Annotated in this window: 12 protein-coding genes; 5 read left to right on the forward strand and 7 right to left on the reverse strand. The window is 71.7% G+C overall.

The genetic code is table 11. The features are described from left to right. Window positions 1-84: 84 nt before the first annotated feature. Window positions 85-663: a TMEM165/GDT1 family protein gene (locus tag K8W59_RS18490; protein WP_223396465.1), complete on the reverse strand. Its 579-nt coding sequence runs from the start codon at window positions 661-663 to the stop codon at window positions 85-87. 300 nt (window positions 664-963) lie between these two features. Here K8W59_RS18490 and K8W59_RS18495 point away from each other — a divergent pair, with 300 nt between their 5' ends. The 4 genes from K8W59_RS18495 (at window position 964) to K8W59_RS18510 (ending at window position 4,898) form a co-directional block, all read left to right on the forward strand. Next, window positions 964-2,562 carry a DHA2 family efflux MFS transporter permease subunit gene (locus K8W59_RS18495; RefSeq protein ID WP_317846288.1) on the forward strand — a complete coding sequence of 533 codons (1,599 nt, stop codon included), beginning with the start codon at window positions 964-966 and terminating at the stop codon, window positions 2,560-2,562. Window positions 2,563-2,724: 162 nt separating this feature from the next. Then, window positions 2,725-3,135: a hypothetical protein gene (locus tag K8W59_RS18500; RefSeq protein WP_223396466.1), complete on the forward strand. Its 411-nt coding sequence runs from the start codon at window positions 2,725-2,727 to the stop codon at window positions 3,133-3,135. An 84-nt stretch (window positions 3,136-3,219) separates the two neighbouring features. Further along, the gene (locus K8W59_RS18505) at window positions 3,220-3,693 is read left to right on the forward strand and encodes a MarR family winged helix-turn-helix transcriptional regulator (protein WP_223396467.1); all 474 of its coding nucleotides are present in this window, start codon (window positions 3,220-3,222) and stop codon (window positions 3,691-3,693) included. Then, on the forward strand, window positions 3,693-4,898 hold the full coding sequence (locus tag K8W59_RS18510) for an MFS transporter (RefSeq protein WP_223396468.1): 1,206 nt from the start codon (window positions 3,693-3,695) through the stop codon (window positions 4,896-4,898). The genes K8W59_RS18505 and K8W59_RS18510 overlap by 1 nt, the downstream gene beginning before the upstream one ends. Here K8W59_RS18510 and K8W59_RS18515 read toward each other — a convergent pair. The 5 genes from K8W59_RS18515 to K8W59_RS18535 are packed head-to-tail and all read right to left on the reverse strand — an operon-like array spanning window position 4,879 to window position 11,162. Beyond that, window positions 4,879-5,832 carry an alpha/beta hydrolase gene (locus K8W59_RS18515; RefSeq protein ID WP_223396469.1) on the reverse strand — a complete coding sequence of 318 codons (954 nt, stop codon included), beginning with the start codon at window positions 5,830-5,832 and terminating at the stop codon, window positions 4,879-4,881. The genes K8W59_RS18510 and K8W59_RS18515 overlap by 20 nt on opposite strands. A gap of 31 nt (window positions 5,833-5,863) precedes the next feature. Further along, complete coding sequence (locus K8W59_RS18520) at window positions 5,864-7,687, reverse strand: ABC transporter ATP-binding protein (RefSeq protein WP_223396470.1); 1,824 nt, start codon at window positions 7,685-7,687, stop codon at window positions 5,864-5,866. A gap of 10 nt (window positions 7,688-7,697) precedes the next feature. Continuing rightward, a complete protein-coding gene (locus K8W59_RS18525) occupies window positions 7,698-8,549 on the reverse strand; it encodes an ABC transporter permease (RefSeq protein ID WP_223396471.1) in 852 nt (283 codons plus the stop codon). Beyond that, the gene (locus K8W59_RS18530; RefSeq protein WP_223396472.1) at window positions 8,546-9,589 is read right to left on the reverse strand and encodes an ABC transporter permease; all 1,044 of its coding nucleotides are present in this window, start codon (window positions 9,587-9,589) and stop codon (window positions 8,546-8,548) included. Before K8W59_RS18530 ends, K8W59_RS18525 begins: the two co-directional genes overlap by 4 nt. A gap of 7 nt (window positions 9,590-9,596) precedes the next feature. Next, window positions 9,597-11,162, reverse strand: a complete 1,566-nt coding sequence (locus K8W59_RS18535; protein WP_223396473.1) for an ABC transporter substrate-binding protein — start codon at window positions 11,160-11,162, stop codon at window positions 9,597-9,599. A gap of 75 nt (window positions 11,163-11,237) precedes the next feature. On the opposite strand from K8W59_RS18535, the gene K8W59_RS18540 reads away from it, so the two are divergent. Further along, entirely contained in the window at window positions 11,238-12,941 is a 1,704-nt protein-coding gene (locus tag K8W59_RS18540; RefSeq protein WP_223396474.1) for a choline/carnitine O-acyltransferase, read from the forward strand. Here the strand turns inward: K8W59_RS18540 and K8W59_RS18545 are convergent, their stop codons facing one another. After that, entirely contained in the window at window positions 12,942-13,424 is a 483-nt protein-coding gene (locus K8W59_RS18545; protein WP_223396475.1) for a DoxX family membrane protein, read from the reverse strand. Window positions 13,425-13,480 lie beyond the last annotated feature (56 nt).

Consider the following 13,480-nt stretch of genomic DNA (forward strand, 5'->3'; position numbering starts at 1 on the left):
CGAACTCTCGACAAGCCGGACCGGCGGCGGGGAGTACGCCGGGAGGTTCGCCGGCGGGAAGAGGAGTACGGCGGCTCCGGTGGGTCAGAACCAGCCGAGCCCCTCGGCGATCAGCAGGGCGCCGAAGATCGCGAACAGCGCGGCGGCGCCGTACTTGATCACCTTCTCCGGCAGCTTGCGACCCAGCACCGCGCCCACGGCGATGGCCAGCGCGTCCGCGGCGACCATGCCGAGGGTGGAGCCGATCCAGGTACCGAGCCAGCCCTCCTGGGTGGCCAGGGTGATGGTGGCGAGCATGGTCTTGTCGCCCAGCTCGGCGAGGAAGAAGGCGACGCCGACGGCGAGGATCGCGGCGCCGGACGCCGTACGCGCCTTGTTCGCCTCCTCCTCGGTGAGCTCGTCGCCCCGCAGCGTCCACGCGGCGAAGATCAGGAAGGCGATGCCGGCCACGATCGAGATCGCGCCCTGGTAGTCGGCGAACGCATCGCCCACCCACGCGCCCAGCGCCACGGAGAACAGGTGCACGATCGCGGTGGCCACGGTGATGCCGATGAGCACGTCGCGGGCTCGGTAGCGCGAGGCGAAGGTCATGGCCATCAGCTGGCTCTTGTCGCCGAGCTCGGCGACGAAGATGACGGCGGTGGAGAGCAGGAAGGCGTACACGAGGGATCCTCTCGGGCCCCGGGCCGAGAGGCCCGACGATCAGGGATGCTCTCGACCAGGCGGCCCCATCGTCGGGGTCAACAACCGGTCGAAAGTCTCGTCCGCCACCGCTGCCGGTGGCCTGCCGTGCCGGACCCGGAGGTCAGTGTGTCGACACGACTGTTGGGGACTACTCCCTTTCACTTCCCACGGTAGCAGCCGCGAGCCCCGGCGGTCGCCCCCGCGGGAGCGTGCCGCACGCCACATCCGCGGTGCTTGTGAAAACTTTCCCGAATGAAGCATTCCTCCTACGCTCGTAGGGTGACTTCACCTGCCTCGGCCGATCCGGCCACCCCCGCAACCGGCGACGGCGACCGCCTGGACAAGCGCGTACTGATGGTCGCCGGCGTGGTCGTGCTCGGCGCGATCATGTCCATCCTCGACATCACCGTCGTCTCGGTCGGCCTGGAGACCTTCCAGCGCGAGTTCGACGCCACCGCCGCCCAGGTCGCGTGGACGATGACCGGCTACACCCTCGCGCTGGCCGCGGTCATCCCGCTCACCGGCTGGGCCGCCGACCGCTTCGGCACCAAGCGCCTCTACCTGCTCGCGGTGGCGCTCTTCACCGCCGGCTCGCTGCTGTGCGCGGCTGCGAACAGCCTGGAGATGCTGGTGACCTTCCGAGTGCTCCAGGGCCTCGGCGGCGGCATGCTGATGCCGCTCGGCATGACCATCCTGACCCGGGCCGCCGGCCCGGACCGGGTCGGCCGCGTCATGGCCGTGCTCGGCATCCCGATGCTGCTCGGCCCGATCTTCGGCCCCATCCTGGGCGGCTGGCTGATCGAGAACGCCTCGTGGCACTGGATCTTCCTGATCAACCTGCCGATCGGCATCCTGGCCATCGCCTACGCCATGGTCGTGCTGCCCAAGGACGAGGTGGAGCCCTCGGAGACCTTCGACTTCGTCGGCATGCTGCTGCTCTCGCCGGGCCTCGCGCTCTTCCTGTACGGCGTCAGCTCGATCCCGCAGGCCAAGTCCGAGGAGGGCACCGCCTGGACCGGCGAGGTGCTGGGCACGATGATCCTCGGCGCGCTGCTCATCATCGCCTTCGTCCCGTGGGCGCTGCGCCGGGCCAACGTGCACCCGCTGGTGGAGCTGCGCCTGCTGAAGAACAAGAACATGACCGTCGCGCTGATCGCGATGTCGCTGTTCGCGATCGCGTTCTTCGGCGCGAGCCTGCTCTTCCCGCTGTACTTCCAGCAGGTGCGCGGCGAGGACGCCTTCGAGGCCGGCCTGCTGCTGGCCCCCCAGGGCGTCGGCGCGATGATCACCATGCCGATCGCGGGCTTCCTGGCCGACAAGATCGGGCCGGGCAAGATCGTGCTCACCGGCATCGCGGTGATCACCGTCGGCATGGCGATGTTCACCCAGCTGCAGGCGGACACGTCGTACCTCTATCTGCTCTCCGCGCTGTTCATCATGGGCCTGGGCATGGGCGGCACGATGATGCCGATCATGACCGCGGCGCTGGCCACGCTCACCCAGCACAACGTGGCCCGCGGCTCGACCCTGCTCAACATCCAGCAGCAGGTCGCGGCCTCGATCGGCACCGCGCTGTTCTCGGTGATCCTCACCGACGGGATGAACGACTCGAAGTGGCTCAAGGTGGGCGGCGCGGTCCGGCAGGCCGGCAACGACCAGCAGGCGATCGCCGCGATCATGGAGCGCTTCGGCGTCACGCCCGAGCAGCTGCGGAACCTCGAGTCACTCGTGCTCGGCGACATGGCCGACGCGTTCGCGACGGTCTTCGTGGTCGCCACGATCCTGGTCGCCTGCTGCCTGATCCCCGCGGCGTTCCTGCCGCGGAAGAAGGTCCAGGTCGACACCGACCCCGAGCACGGGGTGGCCCTGGTCCACTGAGCCGCGGGCTTCGTCGCCTCCGCTCGCCGCGGCCCCGTTCGTCGTACCGAACAGTACGCACCTCTCAGCCGACATTTCGGTGCGTACTGTTCGGTACGACGGCGGGGGCGCTGCGTACTGTTCGGTACGACGTCCGCAACCGTCACCACAGGAGGAGACCCAGTGAGCGAACGACGCGAGGAGAGTGCCGGCGACTGGGGCAGTCGGGACCTCGATCCCGAGGAGCTGGCCGACGCCGAGCTCAACCTGGACGACCCCGAGGCCGGTGACGACGAGCCGTGGACCCCGCCGGAGCGGCAGCCACGCCCGGCGGAGTTCCTCGACGAGACCGAGTCGGAGACGATCGACCAGCGGCTGACCCAGGAGGAGCCGGACCCAGGCACCGACTACGGGGACCCCGAGCTCGACCGGGCCGAGCCCACCCTCGGCGGGGACGACCCGGACGCCATCCCGGCCGACCAGGACGTGCTCGGCGGGCCGGCGTACTCCACCTCCGACCGGGTCGACGTGCTCGAGGAGGACGACCTCGGCGACGGCCCCGAGGGCGACGCCATGCACATCGACGAGGAGTAGACCCGAGGCGGCGCCACCGATGTGGCGCACGTCTCTGCTCAATTGCATAGTCTCTGTATGTAGTTCGGCGTAGCCTCGTCGCTCGTGAGTGAGACCGACGACCTGGGACACCGGCTGCTGGTGACCGTCGGACGACTGAACCGGTGGGCCAGCCACCATGCGGCGTACGACGTCCCGCTGGCGCAGCTGCGTCTGCTGGTGCTCATCGACGTGCTCGAGCCGACCCGGGTGGGCGAGCTCGCCGCCGCCGACCACACCTCGCAACCGAGCGTCAGCGCCCAGCTCAACCGGACCGAGGCGGCCGGCTGGACCCGCCGTACTCCCGACCCGGAGGACGCCCGCGCGCAGGTGGTCACGCTGACCGCCGACGGCCGCGCCGCCCTCGAGGGCGCCCGGCAGGCCCGGGCCCAGGCGCTGGCGCCCGTGCTCGCCGAGCTCACCGCCGAGGACCGGGAGCAGCTGGCCCGCGCCTCGGACGCCCTCGGCAGCCTGCTCACCCGCCTGGAGCCGCGCGCCCGGATGCCCCTTCCCCCTTCGACGACAGGAGATTCCGTCTGATGTGGCGTCAGCCCAAGAACGTGTGGACCGTCGCGTTCGCGTGTGTCATCGCCTTCATGGGCATCGGCCTGGTGGACCCGATCCTCAAGCCGATCGCCGACGAGCTCGGCGCGAGCCCGAGCCAGGTGTCGCTGCTGTTCACCAGCTACATGGTCGTGATGGGCGTCTCGATGCTCGTCACGGGCTGGGTCTCCAGCCGGCTCGGCGCCAAGCGCACCCTGATGCTCGGCCTGGTCGTGATCATCCTCGGCGCCGGGCTCGCCGGTTTCATGGACGGCGTTCCCGGCATCGTCGCCTTCCGCGGCGTCTGGGGGCTCGGCAACGCGCTCTTCATCGCGACCGCGCTCGCCACCATCACCGCCGCGGCCCGCGGGTCGGTGGGGCAGGCGATCATCCTCTACGAGGCCGCCCTCGGCGTCGGTATCGCGGCCGGGCCGCTGCTCGGCGGGCTGCTGGGGTCCTTCTCCTGGCGGTTCCCGTTCTTCGGCGTCTCGGCCCTGATGATGGTCGCGCTCGCCGGTGTCGCCCTCTTCCTCCCGGCGACGCCGCCTACCGGCCACCGCTCCTCGCTCTCGGCGCCGTTGAGGGCCCTGCGCCACCCCGCCCTGCTGACGCTGGGGATCACCGCGCTGCTCTACAACTTCGGGTTCTTCACCCTGCTCGCCTTCACACCGTTCCCCCTGGACCTGTCCGCCCACGCGGTCGGCCTGATCTTCTTCGGCTGGGGCATCCTGCTGGCCTTCACCTCCGTCGTGGTGGCGCCGTGGCTGCAGCGGCGGGTCGGCACCCGGCGCGGGATCCTCCTCGCGCTGCTCGGCTTCGCCGCGATCCTCGTCGTGATGGCCGTCTGGACCGACTCCAAGGCCGTGCTCGCCACCTCGGTCGTCGTCGCCGGAGCCTTCCTCGGCATCAACAACACCCTGATCACCGAGGCGGTGATGAAGGCGGCACCGGTCGAGCGGCCGGTCGCGTCGGCGGCGTACTCCTTCGTCCGCTTCTCCGGCGGAGCCGCCGCCCCCTGGATCGCGGGCACGCTCGGGGAGAGGGTCAGCGTGCACCTGCCGTTCTACGTCGGCGCCGCGACCGTCCTCGCCTCCGCGCTGCTCATCGCCGTCCAGCACCGCCGCCTGGCCCACGTCGACGACCACGTCGACGCGCACGGCTCGAGGGCCGAGGCGGAGGTGCTCACGGCAGCTGACGCCTGACGAAGCCGTCGACGGCGTCGACCAGCTGGTCCAGGCCCGGCTGCTCCAGCGGGTAGTGGCCGGCGTTCTCCAGCTCGACGGTCGAGACCGGCACCTGCCGGAGCCGCCGGAGGAACGGCTCGGAGAGCCGGGCCGGGGTCCAGCGATCCGCCGCCGGCTGGGTGTGCAAGACCGGGCAGACGTCGAACCGCTCCGGCTCGACCGCCGGCCGGTAGCCGAGGTAGGAGGCCAGGAAGGCCACGCTCACCCGGTTGCCGGCCGAGGTGGGATCCGCATACCAGGCGCGCAGAGCGTCCTTGTCGTTGACCAGGGCGCGCATCTTGCTGACCAGCCGCATCGGCACCCGCGCCCGGCGCGCGGGAGTGCGGGCGAGCACCCACATCACCACGCCCCCGGTCGCCCCGGAGACCGGGTCGAAGGCGGTCTCGGCGCGGACCCGGGTGCTCTGCTGGTCCAGGAAGCACATGCCCACGATGCCCGCGACCCGCGGTGCGAGGGCGGCGATGTGGACGGCCTCCATGCCACCGGCCGAGAGCCCGTAGAGCACGACCGGCCGGTCGTCGCGGGCCTGCTCGGCCTCCACGAGCGCGGCGCCGATCCGCACCCAGTCGTCGTAGGTGACCAGCGCGCCGGGCGCGACCCGGGTGACGCCGTACGTCGGCATGTCGACCGCGATCGTCTCCAGGCCCCGAGCCGCCAGCGGGCGCCCGAGGATCGTGGTCATCTGCCGGCCGTTGGTGCCGACTCCGTGCAGCAGGATCACCTTCGCGGGCGCCGCGGGGTCGCGGTAGGTGTCGAGGTGGATCCGGTGGCCGTCGTAGTCCCACCACTCCTCGGCCGGCTCGGTCTCGGGAGTCAGCCGGAAGCCGACCGGCAGGAACTCCTGGATCCGCCGCCACGCGGCCTGTCCGGCGTACCCGTTGGTGTCGTCCATACCTTCAGTATGGCGGACGGTGCGGCACCGGTCAGGCGCGGCGCTCGATCGTGGGGGTGCTGCCCAGCAGGCGGCGGGTGTAGTCCTCCTGCGGGTCCTCCATCACCGTGGCCACGGGACCGGCCTCGACCACGCGGCCGGCGCTGAGGATCTCGATCCGGGCGGCGATCGAGCGGACCAGCGCCAGGTTGTGGGTGACGAAGAGCAGGCTGATCCCGCGGGTCTGGCGCAGCTCGTCGAGCAGGTCGACGATCGACCCCTGCACGGAGACGTCGAGCGCCGAGGTGATCTCGTCGCAGACCATCAGGTCCGCCTCGGCGGCCAGCGCCCGCGCGATCGCGACCCGCTGCCGCTCGCCGCCCGACAGCCGGTTGGCCGGCAGCCGCATCACCCCCGCGCCGAGCGCGACCTGGTCGAGCAGCGCCTCCACCCGGTCGCGGGCCTCGCTGCCCGACGCGATGCCGAACAGCTCCATCGGCCGCCGGACGATCTGCTCCACGGTCAGGCGCGGGTTCAGCGAGAGGTAGGGGTTCTGGAAGATGTACTGGATCCGCTTGCGCTGCTCGCTGCTGCGGGAGCGGGCGCTCTTGGCGAGCTCCTCGCCGTCGAAGACGATCGAGCCCGACCACTGCTTGTGCAGCCCGCCGACGCAGCGGGAGATGGTGGTCTTGCCGCTGCCGGACTCGCCGACGAGCGCGACCACCTCGGCCCGCGCGACGTCGAAGCTGACGTCGAACACCACCTGGCTGCGGCCGTAGAAGACGTCGAGCCCCTCCACCCGCAGCAGTTGCTCGCGCGGCCGCTCGGGGTCGGCGTCGGGGACCACACCGGTGTTGATGTCCCAGGACGGCAGCTCGCGCGCCCGCAGGCAGCGACTCACGTGGACGGCCTCCCCGGGCGCGGTGTCGGAGATCGCGACCAGGTCCGGCTCGGTGGTGGCGCACTCCTCGATCGCGGCATCGCACCGGTCGTGGAAGCGACACCCGGACGGCCGGGCACCCGGCGCGGGCGTGCGGCCCGGGATGCCCTTGAGCGCCCGGGCGTGGCTCAGGTGCGGGATCGCGTCGAGCAGGGCGCGGGTGTAGGGGTGCCGCGGGTCGTTGAAGATCGACTCCCGCGGGCCGAGCTCGACGACCCGGCCGGCGTACATCACCGCGACCCGGTCGGCGATGTTCGCGACCACCGCGAGGTCGTGGGTGACGTAGAGCGCGGCGACGCCGTAGGTCTCGCACAGCGCCGACATGGTGTCCAGCACCATCTGCTGGGTGGTGACGTCCAGGCCCGTGGTCGGCTCGTCGAGCACCAGGATCTCCGGGTGCGGCATGAACGCCATCGCCAGCGCGACCCGCTGCACCTGCCCGCCGGAGAGCTGGTGGGGGTAGCGGCGCAGGAAGGCGTCGTCGCTCGGCAGCCCCACCTCCTCCAGGCCGCGGCGCGCGTCGTCGAGCCGCGACTCCTTGGTGCCCATGCCGCGCAGCTCCATCAGCTCGACCATCTGCCGGCCGATCCGGATGGCCGGGTTGAGGGCGGCCGCCGGGTCCTGCGGCATGTAGGCGATCCGGGTGCCGCGCAGCTCGCGGATCTCGCGCCAGGAGCGGGAGAGTACGTCGGTCCCGTCGAGCAGCACCTCGCCGCCGTCGATGAGCGCACCTGGCCGGGCGTAGGCCAGCAGGGCGGTGCCGACGGTGGTCTTGCCCGAGCCGGACTCGCCGACCAGGCCGACCACCTCGCCGGGCTCGAGAGTCAGGTCGACCTCGTCCACCACGTCGGTCGTGGTGCCGGCCAGGGCGACCCGCAGCCCGGCGACGACGATGCCGGACCCGGTCCGCTCGCCGTCGTGCGTCTCCGTGCTCATCGCAGCCCCCTCAGTCCCGCCGGCTCAGCGACGCGATCGCGTCGGCCACCAGGTTGGTGCCGATGGTGAAGACACCGATGACCAGCACCGGCGCGAGCACCGCCCACGGCTGGGTGGCCATGGCCAGCCGGTTCTCGTTGATCATCTGGCCCCAGTCGGCCGAGCCCGGGTTCGTGGCGAAGCCCAGGAAGCCCAGGGCCGCGACCAGCCCGATGGAGTAGGTCAGCCGCAGTCCCGCCTCGGCGAGCAGGGGGGCGTCCATGTTCGGCAGCACCTCGGCCATGATGACCCGGCTGCGGCGCTCGCCGAGCGCCTCGGCGGCGCGCACGAAGTCCCGGCTGACCAGCCCGAGGGCGACGCCGCGGGCCACCCGCGCGACGCGGGGCATGTGGGAGATGCCCACGAGCAGCACCACGATCCACCAGGACGGGTTGACCACGGTCAGGACGACCAGCGCGAGCAGGATCTGCGGGAAGGCCAGCGCCACGTCGTTGAGCCGCATGATCACCTCGTCCCACCAGCCGCCGGCATAGGCCGCCACGACGCCGATCAGCACGCCGCCGACCATGCCGACGACGGTGCCGAGGAAGGCGACGATCAGCACGCTGCGGCCGCCGTACAACAGCCGGCTGAGCACGTCCTGGCCGAGGTAGTCCGTGCCCAGGAACCCGACGCTCGAGAACGGCGGCCCGGTGATCTGGCGTTCGCCGTACGGCGCGACCCACGGACCGACGACGGCCAGCAGCACCACCAGCAGGGTCAGCACGGCGCCCACGACGAAACGGGGCCGGGTCATCAGCCGCCGCCAGGCGGACGGCTCCTCGCGGGGCGAGGTGGTCTCGACGGGCTCGGGGGCGCTCATCCGCTGATCTCCGTCCGGGCGCGGGGGGTGAGCAGGATGGAGACCAGGTCGGCCACCAGGTTCACCGTGACGTAGACGGCCGCGATGATCATGCTGAGCGCCTGCACCATCGGGACGTCGTGGTTGCGGACCGCGTCGACCAGCTGCGCGCCGATCCCGGGGTAGGAGAAGAGGTACTCCACCACGACGACGCCGCCGGCGAGCCAGGCCAGCTGGAGCGCGATCACCTGGATGCCCGGCACGATCGCGTTGCGCAGCGCGTGCCGCCGCATCACCACCGGCTCCGGCACGCCCTTGAGCCGGGCCAGCTCGACGTAGTCGCTGTCGAGGACCTCGAGCAGGGTGGCGCGCACGATGCGGGCGACGTACGGCGACACCGCGAGGACCAGCGTGAGCACCGGGAGCACCATCGTCTCCGGCGCCGACCAGGGCGGCGTCCCCGGCACCGAGATGGTCACCGCGGGCAGGATGGTGAAGACGGTGGTGGAGAACAGCGCCACCAGCAGGATGCCGATGACGAACTCGGGCAGCCCGGCCAGGGCGAGCAGCACGGTCTGGATGATCGTGTCCCCGCGCTTGCGGCGCATCGCCGAGGAGATCATCGCGATGCCGAAGGCGAGCGGGATCATCACCACCGCGGCGATGAGCACCAGCACCAGGCTGTTGGTGACCGTGTCGCCGATCATCTCGGTCACCGGGCGCTGGGAGGCGATCGAGGTGCCGAGATCGCCCTGCAGCAGCGCACCGAGCCAGCTGAGGTAGCGCTGCGGCAGCGGCTGGTCCAGGTTGAGCAGGCCCTCGAGCTGACGGACCCGCTCCGGGCTGACCTCGTAGTCGCGGCCGAGGATCGCCCGCACCGGGTTGCCCAGCGCGGAGGTCGCGACGAAGACCAGCACCGAGACCAGCCACAGCGTGAGAACGGCCAGCCCGAGCCGGCGCAGCAGCCACAGCAGCCAGCTGACCGCGGCGGGCCGCCCCCGCGGGGACGGCGCGGGTCGGTCCTCCTCGATCGGCGACGCCGGGGCGTCGGTGACGCTCATCGCGCGCTCACGCCGACACGGAGGCGAACTGGAACTTGTAGGACCCCAGGGGGAGGTACTTGCTCGGCTCGATCCCCTGCACGCCCGCGCCGTAGCCGTCGATCTGCTCGCGGAAGCCCCAGATGATGTAGCCGCCCTCGTCGTACTCGATCTGCTGGGCGTCGACCAGCATCTGGTTGCGCTTGGCCTCGTCGGTCTCCTTGGTGGCGTCGTTGACCAGCTTGGTGAACTTCGGGTTGTCGAAGTGGGTCTCGTTGTACGTCGCCCCCGGCACCGCGCACACGGCCGCCTGGGGGATGTAGAGCCGGGTGTTCCAGAAGTCCTGGGCGAAGGGGTAGGAGAGGTAGTCGTCGCCGTAGAACGGGGTCTTCTTGGTGACGCGTACGTCGACCCCGGCGGCCTTGGCCTGCTCGGCGAACAGGTTGGCGGAGGCGACCGCCACGGCGCTGATGTCGTCGCCGGTGAACAGCTCGACCTGCAGCCCCTCCTGGCCGGCCTGCTTGAGCAGCGACTTCGCCTGGTCGAGGTCCTGCTCGCGCTGGGGGAAGTCGTCGCCGGCGTAGGCGTCGTCGAAGGGGGCGTAGAGGTCGTTGCCGAGCGAGCCGTAGCCGTTGAGCGCCTGGTCGACCATCTGCTGCCGGTCCACGATCAGTCGCAGCGCCTGCCGCACCCGGTTGTCGGAGAACGGCGCGGTGTCGACCCGCATGGTGAACGGCACCCAGGCACCGGTCTTGGAGACCAGCGCGGCTCCGCCCTGGCCCTTCACCGAGTCGATCAGGTTGGTCGGCAGGTTGTCCAGGGTCTGGATCTGCCCGGCGAGCAGCGCGTTGACCTTGGCGTTGTCGTCGGCGAAGTCCTGGATCACCAGCTGGTCGACGAAGGCCGGATCGCCCCAGTAGCCGGCGTACTTCTTGAAGGTGCTGGTCTTGCCCGGCGTGAAGGACTCATAGGAGAAGGCGCCGGTGCCGATCGGCTTGGCCGGGTCGTAGTCGACGGGCACGATGCCGAAGGTGTACTCCGCGACGATCGCGTCCAGGATCGAGTAGGGCTGCTTGAGCACCACCCGCACCGTGCGGTCGTCCATCGCCTTGGTCGCCTGCAGGTCGATCACCCGGGCCAGGTCGACGCCGGCCGACGTCGGGTTCTTCGGGTCGGCGACCCGGCCGATGGTGTAGAGAACGTCCTCGGCGGTGACGTCCTTGCCGTTGTGGAAGGTCAGCCCGTCGCGCAGCCGGATGGTCCACTCGTCCGCGGTCTTGTTCGGCTCCACGCTCTCGGCCAGGGCGGGCTGCAGCTCGTAGTTGTTGTCCCAGAACAGCAGCGGCTCGAAGAGGTTGCTCACCCGCGCGATGTCGGGGTTGGTCACCGGGGCGTGCGCGTCCAGGGTGTCCTTGCCGCTGCCGCCCGTGGCGCCGTGGGTGAGCACTCCGCCCCGCTGTTGAGGGCCGCTGCCGGATCCACCGCCGTCGTCACCGCCGCAGGCCGAGAGCCCGGCGACCGCCGCCCCGGCCAGGCCGGCGTACTGGAACAGCCGGCGACGGGAGAGCTGCGATGAGGACGAAGGCTGGTTCATGGGAGTGCCCCTCTGCTGAGTTGCCCATACCTTCGTGTGTTCCGGGTAACAGGTCAAGGAGCGAGGGTGGGTTTCGTGAAGCAGTTGCCGCTACCGAGTCTGGAGGACACGCTGCCGCGCTACCTGGCCGCGGTCGAGCCGTTGCTCGACCCGGCCGAGCTGGCGAGGACGCGGGCCGCCGTGGCGGAGTTCGCCGAGGGGGTCGGGCCGGCCTGCCAGGAGGAGTTGGTGCGGTACGGCGAGCAGGAGGCGGCCGACGGGCACAGCTGGCTCTCCCGGGCCTGGCTGGACTCCTACCTGACGGTGCGGACCCCGCTCCCGCTGAGCAGCAGCGTCGCCTTCGACCTGGCCTGGCCGGCCTCCGGCGGCGACCGGCCGGGCGGGGTCGCGCGCGCAGCCGAGGTCGTGCATGCCTTCGCCGAGGCGCACCTGGCGCACCTGCGCGGCGAGGTGCCCGCCGACGAGACACCGCGCGGAGACCCGATCGACATGCAGCAGTGGGTCGTCGCCGCCGGAGGGATCCGGCACCCGCGGCCCGAGCGCGACGAGTGGCGCCCCGGGCCGACCGACCCCGCCGGCCGGGAGGTCGGCGTGCTGTGGCGCGGCCGCTGCCTGTTCGTCCCGGTCAGCGACGCCGAGGGGCGGGCGCTGCCCGCGGCCACGATCGCGGCCGCCCTCGAGGAGGTGGTCGCGCTCCCGGCGGCGGAGGAGGACGTGGCGGCCCTCTCCAGCCTGGGCAGTGAGCGGGTGGCGCCGTACCTCGACGACCTCCTGGCCGACCCGGACAACCGGGCGGCCTACGACCGGCTCACGGCCGCCCTGTTCATGGTCCGGCTCGACGACGAGCCGGCCGAGCCCGCGGCGTGGCTGCGCCGCTGCGTCTTCGAGCCGGGCAGCTCGTGGGCCTACAAGCCGCTGACCTACCAGGTGTCGCTGGTCGAGGACCACGTCGGCGTGCAGCTGGAGCACAGCGTCTCCGACGGCGCCACGGTCGCCAGCCTGATCGCCCCCGCCCAGGCGGCCGCGGGCGCCCCGACCGAGCCCGCCGGGGAGCCGCCCCGGGTCGACGAGCTGACCTGGATCATCGAGCCCGCCGTGCGCGAGGCGATCGCGGCGGATCTGGCGGCGCACCGCGAGGAGGTCGCCGCGCACCGGATCCGGATCGAGCGGGTGCCGAGCCCGGTGCCCGACGGCCTGCGATTCAGCGTGGACGCGGCGCAGCAGTGGCTGATGCTGCACGCCCAGCTGGCGACGTACGGCTGGGTGCGCAGCACCTATGAGGCCGTGGACATGCGGGAGTACGCCGCCGGGCGCACCGAGTGCCTGCGGCCGAACACGACCCCGGCCGTCGTGCTGGCGGCCGCGCTCGCGGACGGTACGGCGACGCCGGAGCAGGTCACGACCGCGGCGGAGGCGCACCGCGAGGCGGTGAAGGCGGCCAAGTCCGGGCGAGCCGTCGACCGGCACCTGCTGGCGCTGGGCCTGGCCGCCGAGCGCCTGGGCGTGACCTCCCCGCTGCACGAGGACGAGGGCTACCGCCGGCTGACCACCGACTTCCTCTCGACCACGTCATTGGGGGCCCGCGGGCAGATCCTGCGGTGCGGCTTCGCGCCGACCACCCCGGGCGGGATCGGGTTCTACTACGCCGCCGACGGTGACGCGCTGGAGTTCACCGTCTCCTGGCGGGAGGACCAGGCCGAGCGGGTCGACGAGGTGGTGGCGCAGCTACACCGCGGCGCCACCACCCTCGCCGTACCGCTCCGGGCTCTCGCCGGTTGATCAGAAGGGGAGCGCGTCGCGGCTGGTCTCGGCCGCCGAGGAGACCCGCTTCTTCGCGCGCTTTCCGGCCTTGCGCACGCCGCTGGTGAAGCCCTGCAGCGCCAGGGTGGCGCCGGCGCCGACCAGCCAGGAGTCCTTGGCGATCGGGGTGCCCTGCTGGGTCGGGCGCAGGCTCCCCTCCTCGTGCATGCCGGGGACGCGGAGGTAGAGCCCGATCAGGCCGCTGCCGAAGCCGAGCAGACCGAGGCCCGCGACGGTGGAGGGCACCATCGGCGCGAGGAGCGCGGCGCCGAGGGCGACCTCGCCGGCGCCGAGCAGCTGGGTGAAGGTCTGCGGCTTGAGGTCCTTGAACATCGGGTATGCGGTGGTGGCGAAGCCGTGCAGCCCCTGGGCGGTCTCCTCGTCGGCCTGGAGCTTGCTCAGGCCGGAGTTCAGGATGAAGGCGCCGGTGGTGGCGCGCAGCGGCAGTTGGGTCAGGTTCATGGGCACAGCCTAGGCACGGGACCCAGGTGCCCGGCTACCCCTGCACGGGGGTGGGC

Origin of the sequence: Nocardioides rotundus, from assembly GCF_019931675.1 — a bacterium.
GTDB lineage: Bacteria > Actinomycetota > Actinomycetes > Propionibacteriales > Nocardioidaceae > Nocardioides > Nocardioides rotundus.